Origin of the sequence: Mesorhizobium sp. NBSH29, from assembly GCF_015500055.1 — a bacterium.
Lineage (GTDB): Bacteria > Pseudomonadota > Alphaproteobacteria > Rhizobiales > Rhizobiaceae > Neomesorhizobium.
The window spans coordinates 1,745,855-1,761,784 of the sequence record NZ_CP045492.1; the positions used below are offsets into that span (position 1 = coordinate 1,745,855).

Annotated in this window: 12 protein-coding genes; 7 read left to right on the forward strand and 5 right to left on the reverse strand. The window is 58.3% G+C overall.

Annotation, left to right across the window (positions count from 1 at the left end):
• Positions 1-203: 203 nt before the first annotated feature.
• Positions 204-440 (reverse strand): SMc00767 family acetate metabolism repressor, encoded by a 237-nt coding sequence (locus GA830_RS08670; RefSeq protein ID WP_195164627.1) that lies wholly within the window; start codon positions 438-440, stop codon positions 204-206.
• A 29-nt stretch (positions 441-469) separates the two neighbouring features.
• Entirely contained in the window at positions 470-1,759 is a 1,290-nt protein-coding gene (gene aceA / locus GA830_RS08675) for an isocitrate lyase (protein ID WP_195164858.1), read from the reverse strand.
• A gap of 220 nt (positions 1,760-1,979) precedes the next feature.
• On the opposite strand from aceA, the gene GA830_RS08680 reads away from it, so the two are divergent.
• The 6 genes from GA830_RS08680 to GA830_RS08705 all read left to right on the forward strand — a co-directional run bounded on the left by GA830_RS08680 (position 1,980) and on the right by GA830_RS08705 (position 8,745).
• The gene (locus GA830_RS08680) at positions 1,980-3,416 is read left to right on the forward strand and encodes a helix-turn-helix domain-containing protein (RefSeq protein ID WP_195164628.1); all 1,437 of its coding nucleotides are present in this window, start codon (positions 1,980-1,982) and stop codon (positions 3,414-3,416) included.
• Between the two features lie 108 nt (positions 3,417-3,524).
• A complete protein-coding gene (locus tag GA830_RS08685; RefSeq protein WP_195164629.1) occupies positions 3,525-4,484 on the forward strand; it encodes a DMT family transporter in 960 nt (319 codons plus the stop codon).
• Between the two features lie 158 nt (positions 4,485-4,642).
• Positions 4,643-5,743, forward strand: coding sequence for a polyamine ABC transporter substrate-binding protein (locus GA830_RS08690; protein ID WP_195164630.1), 1,101 nt, complete (start codon positions 4,643-4,645; stop codon positions 5,741-5,743).
• Between the two features lie 73 nt (positions 5,744-5,816).
• Complete coding sequence (locus tag GA830_RS08695; RefSeq protein WP_195164631.1) at positions 5,817-6,956, forward strand: ABC transporter ATP-binding protein; 1,140 nt, start codon at positions 5,817-5,819, stop codon at positions 6,954-6,956.
• Positions 6,957-6,964: 8 nt separating this feature from the next.
• The gene (locus GA830_RS08700) at positions 6,965-7,927 is read left to right on the forward strand and encodes an ABC transporter permease subunit (RefSeq protein ID WP_195164632.1); all 963 of its coding nucleotides are present in this window, start codon (positions 6,965-6,967) and stop codon (positions 7,925-7,927) included.
• Positions 7,924-8,745 (forward strand): ABC transporter permease, encoded by an 822-nt coding sequence (locus GA830_RS08705; protein WP_195164633.1) that lies wholly within the window; start codon positions 7,924-7,926, stop codon positions 8,743-8,745. Before GA830_RS08700 ends, GA830_RS08705 begins: the two co-directional genes overlap by 4 nt.
• Here the strand turns inward: GA830_RS08705 and GA830_RS08710 are convergent.
• The gene (locus GA830_RS08710; RefSeq protein WP_258045621.1) at positions 8,740-10,545 is read right to left on the reverse strand and encodes an AsmA family protein; all 1,806 of its coding nucleotides are present in this window, start codon (positions 10,543-10,545) and stop codon (positions 8,740-8,742) included. The genes GA830_RS08705 and GA830_RS08710 overlap by 6 nt on opposite strands.
• A 210-nt stretch (positions 10,546-10,755) precedes the next feature.
• Here GA830_RS08710 and GA830_RS08715 point away from each other — a divergent pair, with 210 nt between their 5' ends.
• Entirely contained in the window at positions 10,756-12,711 is a 1,956-nt protein-coding gene (locus GA830_RS08715) for an acetoacetate--CoA ligase (RefSeq protein ID WP_195164635.1), read from the forward strand.
• Positions 12,712-12,976: 265 nt separating this feature from the next.
• On the opposite strand, the gene GA830_RS08720 is transcribed toward GA830_RS08715, so the two are convergent.
• The gene (locus tag GA830_RS08720) at positions 12,977-14,671 is read right to left on the reverse strand and encodes an ABC transporter permease (RefSeq protein ID WP_195164636.1); all 1,695 of its coding nucleotides are present in this window, start codon (positions 14,669-14,671) and stop codon (positions 12,977-12,979) included.
• Positions 14,672-14,745: 74 nt separating this feature from the next.
• Entirely contained in the window at positions 14,746-15,780 is a 1,035-nt protein-coding gene (locus tag GA830_RS08725) for a Fe(3+) ABC transporter substrate-binding protein (RefSeq protein ID WP_195164859.1), read from the reverse strand.
• Positions 15,781-15,930 lie beyond the last annotated feature (150 nt).

Sequence of the window (15,930 nt, forward strand, 5' to 3'; positions counted from 1 at the left end):
CGGGTTCAATGCCCGGTTGCAGGCGGCGCCGATAATGTCCTTTATCGTGTGCTTGTCAAGCGAGATTGCGGACATCCGATTGCAGACTGTGTAACCTTTCGCAACACAGAAGTTGGACGTCAAAACGAAGCGCGGATGATACCTGAACGAAAGAAAACGCGCGCATTTCTGCGCGCGTTGCCTCGCTGAATGCCCGATAGGCCCTAGCGATTCTGCGTAACAACCACAGGTATCAACAGGTCACCCCAATTACCGTTGCCGCCGTGGTGGCGGGCAGAGCGTACCAGCTCGACCGAGACGCCGGCTTCGACCGCCTTCATGACCGACTGGTTGAGCCGGTGCAGATCATTGGCTAGCATTCGGATGGTTGCCTGCTGGTCGTCATTCATCGCCGAAGCCTGTTCCTCGGCGCGTTCCTTGACCCGTGTCAGAGATGCCATTTGTCGTTCTCCTTGTGAAGGTTCCCCGGCTATTCTGCAGCCGGCTTGAATTGAGCGTGCTCGGTGGATTCATGCATGGCGGTGGTCGAAGATTGACCGCCGGTGATCGCCATCGACACGGCGTCGAAATAGCCGGTGCCCACTTCGCGCTGGTGCTTGGTGGCGGTGTAGCCGTTCACCTCGGCGGCGAACTCGGCTTCCTGCAACTCCGAATAGGCGGCCATCTGACGGTCTTTGTATCCGCGCGCCAGCTCGAACATGCCGAAATTGAGCTGGTGGAAACCGGCCAGTGTGATGAACTGGAACTTGTAGCCCATGGCGCCCAGTTCGCGCTGGAATTTTGCGATGGTCGCGTCGTCCAGGTTCTTTTTCCAGTTGAACGACGGCGAGCAGTTGTAGGCAAGGAGCTTGCCCGGATGCGCCTTATGCACGCCCTCGGCAAAACGACGTGCCTGGTCGAGATCGGGCTTGGACGTCTCGCACCAGATCAGGTCACAGTAAGGTGCGTAAGCGACCGCGCGTGCAATGCACGGCTCAAGCCCATTTTTGACGTTGTAAAAGCCTTCAACGGTACGACCTGCGTCGTAGTCAACAAATGGCTGGTCGCGCTCGTCAATGTCGGAGGTCAGAAGTTTTGCAGCTTCAGCGTCGGTGCGGGCAATCACCAGCGTTGACGTGCCCATGACGTCAGCTGCCAACCGTGCCGCATTGAGATTGCGGATATGAGCTGCAGTAGGGATAAGAACCTTGCCGCCCAGATGTCCGCACTTCTTTTCCGATGCCAACTGGTCCTCATAGTGCACACCGGCAGCACCCGCCTCTATAAACGCCTTCATGATCTCAAAAGCATTGAGAGGTCCGCCGAACCCGGCTTCAGCGTCTGCGATGATCGGCGCAAACCATGTGTCGACCGACAGGCCCTTGCCTTCGGCGGTCTCAATCTGGTCGGCGCGCTGCAGCGTCTTGTTGATGCGCTTGGCAAGCTCGGGTGCTGCATTGGCCGGATAGAGCGACTGGTCGGGATACATCGACGACGCAGTATTGGCGTCAGCTGCCACCTGCCAGCCCGAAAGATAGATCGCCTTCAGCCCGGCGCGGACCATCTGCATGGCCTGATTGCCCGACAGGGCGCCCAGCGCGTTGACAAAGTCTTCCTCATGAAGCAGCTGCCACAACCGGTTGGCTCCCATCTCGGCCAGGCTGTACTTGATCTGGACGGACCCACGCAGACGCGTCACATCCTCGGCGGAATAAGGCCGCTCAACGCCGTCATAGCGGCCCTGTGGCGCAGAAGGAACGAGGTTGTAAAAGTCAGTCATCATAGGCTCCGTGGTAGGAATGTCTGAAATTCTTCATTCCCGATCCGCCGGAAATGTCTGTGACTTCTGTGACATCACGCTCAGCTATCCGCCAGAAAAACCGTTATATCTCGGTGAAAATTCGCGTAACCCTGTGTTGATTGTGACTTGTCCTTGATGTAAATCTGTAAAGATTGTCATCAGCGCCGAGAGGCGTGCCTTTGTCACAGCGGTACACAATATGGCCGAGCATAAGATCTTCGCGGGCGCGCGCATCAGGCGGATCCGTATCGGCAAATCGCTTACACAGACCGCAATGGCACATGGGCTCGGCATTTCGCCGTCCTATCTCAACCTCATCGAGCGGAACCAGCGCCCGCTGACGGTTCAACTCATTCTGAAGCTTGCCTCCGTCTATCAGGTCGAACCGGAAGAGTTGCACGGCGAGGAGAGCGGTTCACTTGCATCGCTGCGCGAAGTGTTCGCTGATCCCCTGCTTGCAGGTGAATTGCCCGGTGAGCAGGAATTGATCGAAATTTCCGAAGCTGCCCCCAACGCCGCTGCAGGCGTGATCAAGCTATTCCGCGCCTACCGCGAGCAAGCCACGCGGCTAACGGATCTGTCCGACATCATGGCGCGCGATGGCCAGCAGGCAGCCTTTGCCGGTGCGCGGCTTCCCATCGACGAGGTGCGCGACACTTTTGAGCGCCGCCCCAACCATTTTCCCGCGCTGGAAGAAGAGGCGGAGGCGTTCATAAAACTGCTCGCTCCGGGAGACGATCTTGCTAGCGCGCTGAAGGCATGGTTGCGCACCGAGCTTGGCATCGTCGTCAAGGTGCTTCCAGTCTCGGCCATGCCCAACTGGCGCCGCCGCTATGACCGCCATTCGCAGCGGCTCTTCATTTCCGAACGCCTGTCGCCTTTTGATCAGTTGCGCGAGATTGCCATGGAGGCATGTCTGGTCCGTATGCGTGTCGCTATTCCGGCCGCGCTGCAGGCGTTGAACCTCTCTTCTGAAGAGGCGCGGCGGCTTGGCCGCTTCGAACTTGCGCGCTACGCCGCGCACGCTCTGATGATGCCTTATCAGCCGTTTCTCGCCGCTGCCCAGCGCGCGCGCTATGATATCGACGTGCTTCGTTCGCGCTTTGGTGTGTCGTTCGAGCAGGCGGCAAACCGGCTGACCATGCTGACGCGGCCGGGCGCTGGCGGCGTACCGTTCTTCATGCTCGAAATCGATCATGCCGGCCACCGGTTTCGCAAAGCCGGTGCACAAGGTTTTCCCCAAGCTCGCTTCGGCGGTGCCTGCCCCAAATTACCCATTCACACCACGTTCTCCCAGCCCGGCCAGGTATTGGTCGAGGCGGTGGAAATGCCAAATGGTGCCGAGTTTCTGGTCGTGGCCCGCACGCTGGAAGGCCCGCAAGGGGCGTTTTCAGAACGTCCGCGTCGCACCGCGCTGTTGCTCGGCTGCGATATCTCCTTTCGCGACGATATTATCTATGGCGGCGCCTTGCCGGCAGCTGCGGCCAAGGGCCAGGCCGCGCGCGCGACACCCATCGGTCCAGCCTGCCGCTTGTGCGAGCGGGTAGCCTGTCTCGCTCGTGCCGAGCCACCTATCACTCGACCACTGGGGCTTGACGAAATGGTCACAGGACTAAGCGCGTTCGACTTCCAGTAGCCTGCCACAACCGGGAAGATAGTGCTGGACCACGCAGTCGCTGCCAGAAGGCAATAGGGCATAGGCCAGCGCGTTGCGCACTTTTTTCCTTCTGGTGGTGGTGCAAGCATGAGCAGAGAAACGCCAACCTCAACGAAAGTTCCAACCACCGCTACAGTTTCGCTGCGGGATGAGCGTGTCGGCTTTCTGCTGGTGTTTCTTTCGGCTCTGTTCTGGAGTTTTGGTGGCGTCATCGCGCGCTTCATCCAGTCGGGAGACGCTTGGACGGTTGTGTTCTGGCGCGCTTCCTGGGCGACCGCCTTTCTGCTCGCCTTCATGCTCTGGCGCGACGGACCGCAAGGCATGCGAACATTGTTCCGCACCATGGGGCTGCCGGGAATTGCGGTAGCCCTGTGTTTTGCCACCGCATCCACTTCCTTTGTAGTCGCGCTCGGCTACACGACAGTCGCCAATATCCTTCTCATGCAGGCGGGCGTACCGCTTCTTTCAGCCCTCCTGGCGTGGCTTCTGTTTCGCGAGAGTGTGCGCCTCTCGACCTGGATCGCTATTGTAGCGGTGATCAGCGGCGTCGCCATCATGGTGTCTGATTCTTTCGGCGGCGATATCTCCCCTATCGGCGACGGCCTGGCGCTTCTGATCGCGGTGGCGTTTTCGATCGCCACCGTCATCACCCGCCGATACGCGCATGTCCGGATGACACCTGCGACCTGCCTCGGAATGTTCGTCGCTGCTCTTTTTGCTGCCACCCAGACGGCAACATTCCTGGTGCCGGCCTCCGATATGGCCTTTCTGTTTGCCTTCGGCGCCATCAACCTTGGACTTGGCCTTGCCTGCTTCGCTTCTGGTGCCCGGCTCATACCAGCGGCATTCGCAGCGTTGCTTGGCACGCTTGAAACCGTGCTGGGGCCGATCTGGGTCTGGCTGATCCATGCCGAAATTCCGTCCAGCCGAACGATTGCTGGTGGTGCCGTCATCTTTGTCGCCCTGCTGGTCCATATCGGGCTGGAATTCAAACGCCAGTCGCAGCCCGCCCGGCCTGGCGTGACCGGAATGCCGTCACCCAATTAATCTCGCCAGACCACGAACTTCGTCCTCGTCAGATGACACAACCGGCATCGCCAAAAAATTGAAGCTTGTCGCACTGCAAAATCGCCAATAGGCTTGCATCAACCACCCAGAGAGGCTGCACCAACGGTCCGGGTAAACAATCCTATGAGGAGAATTTGATGAGACGTACCTTGCTTCGCCTGTCAGCAGCGCCGCTGGTTGTATTATCCCTGTCGGTTGCGGCAATGGCGCAAGATCGTGTCGTCAACGTCTACAACTGGTCGGACTATATCGATGATTCGATCATCGCCGACTTCACCAAGGAAACCGGCATCAAGGTCGTCTACGACGTCTATGATTCCAACGAAATTCTGGAAACGAAATTGCTTGCCGGCGGCAGCGGCTATGATGTGGTTGTGCCGACCGCCACCCCGTTCATGGCGCGTCAGATCGAGGCGGGCGTTTACCAGAAGCTGGACAAGTCCAAGCTGCCAAACCTCGTCAATATGTGGGACATGGTCAGCGAGCGTGTTGCCAAGTTCGATTCCGGAAATGAGATTTCAGTCAACTATATGTGGGGCACCACCGGCATCGGCTACAACAAGGCCAAGGTGAAAGAGCGGCTTGGCACCGATGTAATCGACAGCTGGGATGTGTTCTTCAAGCCTGAAAATCTCGCCAAGCTCGCCGATTGTGGCGTCTATGTGTTGGATTCTCCGACTGATATTCTACCCACCGCGCTCAATTATCTGGGACTTGATCCCAACAGCACGGAACCAGATGATCTTGCCAAAGCAGAAGAGGCTCTTTTGGCGGTTCGCCCATCGATCCGCAAATTCCATTCGTCCGAATATATCAACGCGCTCGCCAATGGCGATATCTGCTTGGCTGTCGGCTTTTCGGGTGACCTTTTCCAGGCAAGGGACCGCGCCTCTGAGGCTGATCAGGGTGTTGAGATTGCCTATTCCGTGCCCAAGGAAGGCGCTGAAATGTGGTTCGACCAGATGGGCATTCCAGCTGATGCCAAGCATGTCGCTGAAGCACATGAATTCATCAACTACATGATGAAGCCGGAAGTCGCAGCAAAGGCCTCCAATTACGTGTTCTACGCCAACGGCAACAAGGCATCGCAGCCCATGCTGGACAAGGAAATCATCGACGATCCGGCTATCTATCCGGATGAAACGACCATGGCCAAGCTGTTCACCGTGAAGCCGTACGACGCCAAATCCAATCGGCTGATAACGCGCAGCTGGACGAAAATAGTCACAGGTCAGTAGGTAGCCCCGCAAATTCCCCGGCTTTTCTAACCGGGGAATAACGGCGCAGTATCACTATAGGAGCGGGCACTATATGAAATCGCTTGGCAGCATTCGCAGGGCCTTTGCGCCCTGGAACGACCCTTCGGCCAAGCCCTACATTTCCTTTGAGAACGTCACCAAAAAGTTTGGTGACTTCACCGCAGTGAACAATCTCTCGCTGTCGATTTTCGAAAAAGAGTTTTTCGCCCTACTCGGCGCGTCGGGCTGCGGCAAGTCCACGCTTCTGCGCATGCTGGCAGGTTTTGAAGAGCCAACGGCAGGCCGCATTCTGCTTGACGGGCAAGACCTGCGCGGCATCCCGCCCTACCGGCGTCCGGTCAACATGATGTTCCAGTCTTATGCGCTGTTTCCGCATATGAGCGTCGAGAAAAATATTGCGTTCGGCCTCAAACAGGATGGCATGCCCAAGGCCGACATCGCAGCCCGCGTCGCCGAGATGCTGCAACTGGTCAAGCTGACCGAGTTCGGAAAACGCAAGCCGCACCAGCTTTCCGGCGGGCAGCGTCAGCGCGTTGCACTCGCCCGCTCTGTCGCCAAGCGGCCAAAGGTTCTGCTGCTTGATGAACCACTCGGCGCGCTCGACAAGAAGCTGCGCGAGGAAACGCAGTTCGAGCTGATGGACCTGCAGCAGGATCTCGGTCTCACCTTCCTTGTCGTCACGCACGATCAGGAAGAGGCGATGACGATGGCCGACCGCATCGCCATTATCGACAAGGGTGAGGTGATGCAGGTTGCAACGCCGGCTGAAGTATATGAAGCACCGGCATCCCGTTTCGTCGCCGGTTTCGTCGGCACCATTAACATGTTCGAAGGTACGGTTACGAGCCGGGATGCGGGAACCGTGCGCATTGCGGGGGCTAGCGGAGCTGAAATCACTGTGGAAAATGCCGGCGATGTCGCTACCGGCAAGCCAGTTGCACTCGCGGTACGCCCTGAAAAGATAAAAGTCTCTCCCCAAAAGCCCGCTGACACCACCAACGCCATGGAAGGCGAGGTCTACGACCTTGCCTATCTGGGCGACATGACTGTCTACCACATCCAATTGGACGACGGTCAGATCGTCAAAGCAAGCGCCCTTAACAGTTCCCGCCTGACCGCAAATCCGCTGACCTGGAGCGACCGTGCATGGATATCTTTCCAGCCGGATGCCGGCGTCGTGTTGACGCGCTAGGGGCGGAGATGGCCGACATTACAGCCGCCACCGCCAAATCTCCTGCCAGCCGCTCGGCGCTGGGCAGCGCCCTCAACGCTGTCGTCAGCCGTCTTGTTATCCTGGTGCCCTATCTGTGGCTGTTCACCTTCTTCCTTGTTCCGTTCTTCATCGTCGTCAAAATATCACTTTCTCAAACGGCCACCGCGATGCCACCCTACCTGCCAGTAATCGGATTTTCCGAAGGCATTTCGGGATTCTTCAGCCAGATCGGAAAACTGAGTTTTGACAATTACGTCTGGCTTACCCAGGATTCCCTCTATTTCAACGCCTACATTTCGAGCGTTGGCATCGCTGCCGGCTCTACTTTCCTGACGTTGCTTGTCGGCTATCCGATCGCCTACGGCATGGCCCGCGCGCCGGCTTCCATGCGCCCCACTTTGCTGATGCTGGTCATCCTGCCGTTCTGGACGTCGTTCCTGATCCGCGTCTATGCGTGGATTGGTATCCTCAAGCCTGAAGGACTGCTCAACCAGGCTCTGCTGGCCACAGGCATTATCGACCAGCCATTGATCATCCTCAACACCCACACCGCCATCTTCATTGGCATCGTCTATTCTTACCTGCCCTTCATGATCCTGCCGCTCTATTCCGCGCTGGAAAAGATGGATTTCTCACTGATAGAGGCCGCGCAGGATCTCGGATGCCGGCCCATCAGCGCGTTCTGGAAGGTCACTTTCCCGCTGTCGCTGCCGGGCGTTGTCGCCGGTTGCCTGTTGGTCTTCATCCCGGCGGTAGGTGAGTTCGTCATCCCTGATCTTCTCGGCGGCCCACGCACGCTGATGATTGGCAAGACGTTGTGGAACGAGTTCTTTGCCAACCGTGACTGGCCGGTGTCATCGGCTGTGGCGGTGATTCTGCTCCTGCTTCTGGTGGTGCCGATCATGATCTTCCAGCAGGCGCAGGCCAAAGCCCAGGAGCAGGGACGATGAACGCCTCGTGGAGCCGCTTTAACATCGTTTCCATTGTGGCGGGCTTCGCTTTCCTTTATCTGCCCATCGTCATCCTGGTGATCTTCTCTTTCAACGAATCTCGCTTGGTCACCGTCTGGGGTGGTTTCTCGACCAAATGGTATGTCGAGCTGTTCAACAACAAGGGCCTTTTGGACGCGGCCTGGGTCACGTTCCGCGTCGGGCTTATCTCGGCATCCGTAGCCACGGTGCTGGGCACGCTGGCGGCGCTAGCCTTGACCCGCTACACGCGCTTTCGTGGCCGCGTGCTCTTTTCCGGCATGGTGTTTGCGCCGCTGGTCATGCCCGAGGTGATCACCGGGCTGTCGTTGCTGCTGCTCTTCGTGGCCATCGGCATGGACCGTGGCTTCGTCACGCTGACGCTGGCCCACATCACATTCTCGATGTGCTTTGTCGCGGTTGTCGTCCAGTCGCGCCTTCTCACATTCGACCGTTCGCTCGAGGAAGCCGCCATGGATCTCGGCGCCCCGCCGGTCAAAACCTTTCTGCACATCACGCTGCCTGTCATCCTTCCAGCCATCGTGTCGGGATGGATGCTGGCCTTCACGCTATCGATCGATGATCTGGTAATTTCGAGCTTCACCTCAGGCCCCGGCGCGACCACGTTGCCGATGAAAATCTACAGTCAGGTGCGCCTTGGGGTGACCCCGGAAATCAACGCCGCCTGCACCATTCTCATCGGCGTTGTCACGGTCGGCGTCATCGCCGCCTCGCTGGTCAACAAGCAGCGCGAAGTCCAGCGCCTGCGCGACGAGCAGGCCGCTCAACGCATCTCATAGATTGGGCGCCTGCGGCGGCAGCTGCAGGATTGGCGAAATGAACGGCACGCTCCAGGAGCCGCCGACGAAGAATGTGGCATCGGGTGGCGTCACCGCCTTATCCGCGCCGGGCGGAAAAATCTTGCCCGAAAGCGCTAGCCCGCCACCGATGTAAGGCACCAGCCCGCCGAGCCAGATGTCCTTTACCGCCGATTTAGCCTCGGCCTTCTCGATTGTGACGACCCCTCGATTAATGCTGGCTTTAACCTCGGCCATCTTGATCGGAAGCGAACCGTCGGACACTTCCGTGAGCGCAAAAAAGCCGCCGCGCGCCGCACGTTCGAGGAACGCGGGGATGTTGAGCCCTTTCAGCTCGCCGGCACCGAAATTCGCCGTAATCGACCCGTCCGCATTCTCCAGCAGATGACGCCATGATTGCGCGGGGCCCTTGAGGATCGCCGAGATGGTGCCACGCCCGGTCGGCATCAAGCCGCTCATGCCGGTTGCAGCCGCAAAAATAGCTCCGTCAATCTCATTTGCCAGCATACGCAGTTCCACCGTGTCGGTGGGCCCGTTGTGGTCAAGCCTGAGTCCCGCCTGCAGCGTGCCACCAAAGGCAGTCGCGTCCGAGACGTCGAGCATAGCAAGCCCGTTCTTGACCTGAACAGTGGCTGCCACCTGCGTCAGGCCGATAGTTCCGGCGGCGGCTTTGGCAGCAGAGAGTCGCAGGTCGAGTTCAACCCGGCTGGCAAACTCGCTTTCCAGATCTGTGTCCGTGTCCGAGGGCGCAAGCGGGGTGAGCGCGGAAAGAAATGATCCTAGATTGAGTGTTTCAAATGCCAGCGTGCCCGCGATATTCGGAACGGGTCCCTCAAGCGAAACATCGAGCAAGCCCGTGCCCGGATTGCCATCGAGCGCCAGCTCGGTATTTTCGAATTTCACACGCTGCGCATTGCCCGTGAGGTGACTTTTGATCGAGATCGAGCCAATTGCCGATTTCGGCGCGATATCACTTTGCAGCCATTCCATCAGGCGGCGGATCGACGGCGAGGCAAACGCGAACTGCCCGTCAACGAACGGGTTTTCCGATGCATTGAGCGAGCCTTCAAAGCTCATGGTAGCGGAGTTGGATTTCAGCGCCACGGAAAGGGCGGCACTGCCGCCCGCAAAAAGCGCCACAGGATTGGCGGATGATAGATTGATAGCAACATTCTCCCCCCGCCAGATACCATTAGCTGCAAGCTTTCCGCTCCGGTTTGTCGCACTCCAGTCGACCAGTCCCGAAATGCTGGTGACAGCTTCTTCTTCTCGGCTGCCATCGACGGTGACGATCCGTCCATCGGTAAACTCAACTTTGCCGAATGGCTCAGATGCAACCGCATCAAGTGCTGGACTCTCGGGATTGGCAGCGATGGCGGCGCGTGCACTTCCGATCGACCGCGACACGCGTCCTCCACCGGGCGGAGCAGGCAGGTAGAATTGACCCGAGGGAACCAGCCGCAATGTGGGTCGGATCAGCCGGACATCGGAGAAAACAATTTTGCCGACCAGTGCTGCCAGCGGCGACAGGTCCACTTCAACCCGTTCAGCGTCGACAATCGGCTTTGCATCAGTATCGCGCCAGTCGGAAAGCGTCACATTGCGCAACGTCGCTTTCACAATTGGGAAGAACGTGACCTCCGGCGGCGCGCCGACTGAAACCCGGTAGCCGCTCCACGCGCTCATCTCGAGGGCGATGCGATCGCTCACCAGTCGCGTTGAAGCTACCATGGGAAATAGCACAGCCAACACCGCCAGCAAGGCGGCAAGTGCCGCAATCACCCACACGCTCCGTCTGACCATCCCTGACGGCATTGTTCTGGCACCCTTTGAGCCGGCTTTGCGCCGGCCGATATGGGTTTAGCGGACACTTGTCGCTTTTCAAACCCGCAACGCCGCCGCAGCGTCCTTTCCCACAGGTGTCGATGCCGCGCCCATCTTGTATTGCGGGCTTGCACTATGCATAACCGCCCGATCCTGGAGGACGTGTTGATGACTGGACAGACCCCCCTTTGGACACCAACACCCGAAAGCGTGGCTACAGCGCCCATGACGGCATTCATGGCAGCCGCCTCGCAGCGGGCCGACCGGAACCTTGCCACCTATGCGGACCTTCATGCCTGGTCGGTTGCAGAGCGTGAGCAGTTCTGGGATCTGGTCTGGGATTTCTGCGGAATCTTGGGTGATAAGGGTGAGCGCATCCTGGCCGATGGCGATCGTATGCCCGGTGCGAGGTTCTTTCCTGACGCCAGTATCAATTTCGCCGAAAACCTTCTCAAGATAACCGGCTCAGGCCATGCTTTGGTCTTCCGCGGCGAGGATAAGGTCGAGCGTCATATGTCGTGGGACGAGCTTCACGCCATGGTGTCGCGTCTGCAGCAGCTGTTCTTGTCGCTGGGCGTAAAAAAGGGCGATCGCGTTGCTGCGATGATGCCCAATATGCCAGAAGCCGTCGCCGCCATGCTGGCCACCGCCTCTATCGGCGCCATCTGGTCGTCCTGTTCCCCTGATTTTGGCGAACAGGGCGTATACGACCGCTTCGGTCAGATCGAGCCGGTCATCTTTATTGCGCCGGACGGCTATTGGTACAACGGCAAGTCGATCGAACTGTCTGAAAAGGTTGCCGCAGTCGTTGCCCGGCTTCCAAGCGTGAGAAAGACATTGATCGTCGACTATCTGGGTTCTGCATCAGACGTTGCCGAGGTGATTGGTGCTATTTCGCTCGACGATGCAATCGAGCCGTTCGCTATCACGCCGGTTACGTTTGAGCGCCTGCCTTTCGCGCATCCCCTCTATATTCTGTTCTCGTCTGGCACCACCGGCGTACCCAAGTGCATCGTGCATTCGGCCGGTGGAACGCTAGTCCAGCACGTCAAGGAACAGCGTCTCCATGCCGGCTTGGTTGAGGGTGACCGACTGTTCTACTTCACCACCTGCGGCTGGATGATGTGGAACTGGCTGGTCTCCGGTCTCGCCACTGGCGCTACCCTGCTTCTTTATGACGGCTCGCCCTTCTACCCGGACGGCAATGTTCTGTTTGATTTCGCCGATGCCGAGGGGATGACGTTTTTCGGTACCTCGGCAAAGTTCATCGACGCTGCCCGCAAGGCCGGGCTGACGCCGATAAAAACGCACCGATTGGAAAGGCTGCGCGCTATGGCCTCAACCGGCTCGCCGCTATCGCCTGAGGGCTTTGATTATGTCTATGAGGCGATCAAGCAGGATCTGCATCTTGCCTCCATCTCGGGTGGCACGGACATCGTCTCCTGCTTTGTACTCGGCGTGCCCATCAACCCGGTCTGGAGCGGCGAGATCCAGGGCGCCGGTCTGGGCATGGCGGTCGATGTCTGGGACGATGATGGCAAACCGGTCCGCGGTGAAAAGGGCGAGCTTGTCTGCACCAACGCTTTTCCTGCCATGCCGCTGATGTTCTGGAACGACCCTGATGGCAAAAAATACCACGCCGCCTATTTCGAGCGCTTTGACAACGTATGGTGCCATGGCGATTTCGCCGAATGGACGGAACATGGCGGCATCATCATCCACGGCCGCTCGGACGCGACGCTAAACCCAGGTGGCGTGCGCATAGGCACGGCTGAAATCTACAATCAGGTAGAACAACTGCCGGAAATTGCTGAAGCACTCTGTATCGGCCAGCAATGGGATGACGACGTCCGCGTGGTGCTGTTCGTCCGCTTGGCCGACGGCGTGAAACTGGACGAGACTCTGGAAAAGAAAATCCGCACAAAAATCCGCACCGGAGCAAGCCCCCGCCATGTGCCGGCGAAGATTGTTGCGGTGACTGACATTCCGCGCACCAAATCGGGAAAAATCACCGAGCTTGCGGTGCGAGACATGGTTCACGGACGGGCAGTCAAGAACAAGGAAGCGCTGGCCAATCCGGAGGCGTTGGATCTGTTTAGCGGGCTACCTGAATTGCAAAACTAAAACCAATCGCAACCGCTACGGTTAACGAAAGATGACCGTAAAATTTACCAGGAATTCACGGGTGATACACTTCCGTAAACATGTCTATACTCTGGTAAGGTCTTGTTAACGGTTGACGTTGATAGTCGTGCGTAACTTGCGGGAGAAATCCCACTCATCGAATTTACGAAGAGCCCAAGTCCTTTGCTAACAGCTTCTAACTCAGGCGCCCTTTGGGCGCCTTTTCTTTTCTTTTCTACAGACTGAGGCCCGGATCTTGATTGCTCTAGAGCAGTGCATCTCGGTCACGCATCAGCGCGCTGGAAAGCAGGATAACCGGCACCAGAGCCGTCAGGATGATGACAATCGCTGCCACTGCGCCTTCTTCAGGAACGCCGCGAGAGGCGTTCTCGTAGACATAGGTCGCAAGCGTGTTGAAGCCGAAAGGACGCAGCAGGATCGTTGCCGAAAGCTCCTTGATCGTATCAACGAACACCAACACTGCAGCGGTCAGGATCGCCGGTTTTAAGAGCGGCAGGAGCACGGTCGTGGCGCTTCTCGTCGGTGTCTGCCCAAGGCTGCGCGCCGCCTGATCGAGATGCGGTGGGAGTTTTTCCATACCTGACTGGATTGCGCCTTCAGCCAGCGCCAGAAAGCGGATTGTGCAGGCAATGATCACGGCCGCCGCCGATCCGGTGAAGAGTAAACCAGTCGAAATCCCGAACGTGGAACGCGCAAACGCATCAAGCGAATTGTCGAACCGCGCCAGCACAAACAGGAGGCCAAGCCCCAGGACACCGCCGGGCAGGGCATAGCCAACTGCAGCAAGCCGGACGGTAGAGCTGATCACCCGCCCCCGGGAGAGACGGGCCGCGTTGATCAGAAAAAGCGCCAGAACAATAGTGATTGATGAGGTGACGGCTGCTGTAAACACGCTGTTGACGAAGGCGCTGGCCACAGCCGGCGAAGCAAATTGGTCGAGCCGTCGCAACGCATATTGACCGAATGTCAGAAGCGGGATGCCGAATCCGGCCAGTACCGGCAGCGCCACGGCGGCCAGTGCGCCAAATGCGGCGATACCGGTAAGCTTTGCGCGCGGCGGGTGCGCTCGCAACTGTGTGGCACGGCCACTGTGAAAACGCTGCCGTCGCCTTGCCCAATGTTCGGCCGCGATCAGCACGAACACGATCACAAGCATCAACAGAGCTATCTGCGCGCCGCCTTCCAGGCTGCCGCGCGCCAACCAGGTTGTGTAGACCGAGAATGTGAGCGTGCGCACGCCCAGAAATTCTGACGCGCCGATATCGTTCACGGTCTCCATCAGCACCAGTGCAACACCAGCGACAATAGCCGGCCGCGCCACCGGCAGCAGCACGGTCCAGAACACTTTTGCAGGCCGCGCCCCAAGCGTTCGTGCCACATCCGCAATGTTTCGACCCTGCATGAGAAACACGATGCGGGTCGTCAGATAAACGTAGGGATAGAGGACCGAGGACAACACAAAGGCTGCGCCCGGCGTCGAACGAATATCGGGGAACCAGTAGTCTCGCATGGAAGTGAACCCGAACAGGTCGCGCACCAGCCCCTGAACTGGCCCCGAATAATGGAAGAACTCGCCGAATGCGTAAGCGGCCAGATAGGGGGGCACGGCTAGTGGCAACACCAGCGCCCATGAAAATGTCCGCCGCAGCGGAAAATCATAGCCGACAACCAGCCACGCGCCCGCAACGCCGACGACCGAAGTGGCAATCGCCACCATTGCCAGCAGCGACAGCGTTGTGACCGTTGCGCCGGGCAGCACGTGTGCGAAAAGGTGCGGCCAGTCAGCCCCCGTCCCACTCAACGCGACATAGAAAAGCGAAAAGATCGGCAACAGTACCAGCGCCGAAAGCGCCAGCGCACTGGCGCTAACAAAGGGCTGCCGCAGCCGCTTGACGGGCAGCCTGCGTGCTGCGTCGAAACCTGGCTGGATGCTTGCCATGTTTCGCCGCCTAAACAGCCGTAAGGCCGGCGCCTTTCGGGCCGGCCCGTGTTGCTGGAAAGCGAATTTGCAAGTTAGCTGCTTGGGCCATCGTCAAGACCGACCCTGTCCACCATCTCGGAAGCCGCCTTGCGGTTTCCGGCAATGTCGACCAGCGGTAGCGTATCGGCCTTCAGATCACCGAACGACTTGACCATCTCTGAAGCCTCAAGGCCCGGTTCCACCGGATATTCAAAGTTCTTCTCGGCATAAACCTGCTGTGCCTCGTGGCTGGCAAGGAAACGGATCAGCTTCACCGCGCTGTCACGATGTGGCGCGTTCTTGGCCAGCGCGATGCCCGAAATGTTCACATGTGTCAGGCCGTTCTCGAAGGTCGGGAACAGCACATTAACAGCTGCACCCCAATCCTTCTGCTGTGGTTCTTTATCATTGGTGCGCATCAGTCCCACATAATAGGTGTTGCCAATTGCCAGATCACATTCGCCGCTCGCAATAGCACCCGCCTGCTGGCGGTCCCCGCCGTCGGGCTTCTTTGCCAGATTGGCCTTCAGACCCTTCATCCATTCTTCAGTCTTCTCCGCACCCCAATGCGAAATGGCAGCAGAAAACAGCGCCAGATTATAATCATGCTGGCCTGAGCGCATGCAAATCTTGCCCTTCCACTTTGGGTCGGCCAGGTCCGCATAGGTTAGCGCGGTGTCGCTGACACGTTCCTTCGAAGCATAGACCACGCGTGCGCGCTTGGTCAGACCGAACCAATGGCCTTCGGGATCGCGATATTCGGTCGGCAGCAGCTTGTTGACATCTTCATCAGTCAGCGCCTGGGTGATACCCTTTTCCTTGGCTGCGGTAAGGCGGGCAATATCGACCGTCATGATGACGTCCGCTGGCGAATTAACACCCTCGGCAGCGACCCGCTCTTCCAGCCCCTTGTCGAGAAAAAGCACCTCGGTCTTGATACCGGTCTCTTTGCTGAAAGCATCGAGGACCGGCTGAATAAGCTCTGGCTGGCGATAGGTGTAGACGTTGACCGTTTCTTCAGCCTGCGCGCCGAATGCGGCGATCAAGGCAAGGCCGGCGGTCGCGGCAAAAAGGGAAAATTTCTTCATCATACGCTCCTGAGGGAGAGGGAGGGCGGTGCAGACTTCGAGTCCGTGAACGCCACCCCTATCCTCAATCTGACAAAAAAGGTCAAGTTTTAATCTGAACAAATTCAAATATTTAGAAAAGTTCTAAACTAGCAGTGTCGCAATGAGTCG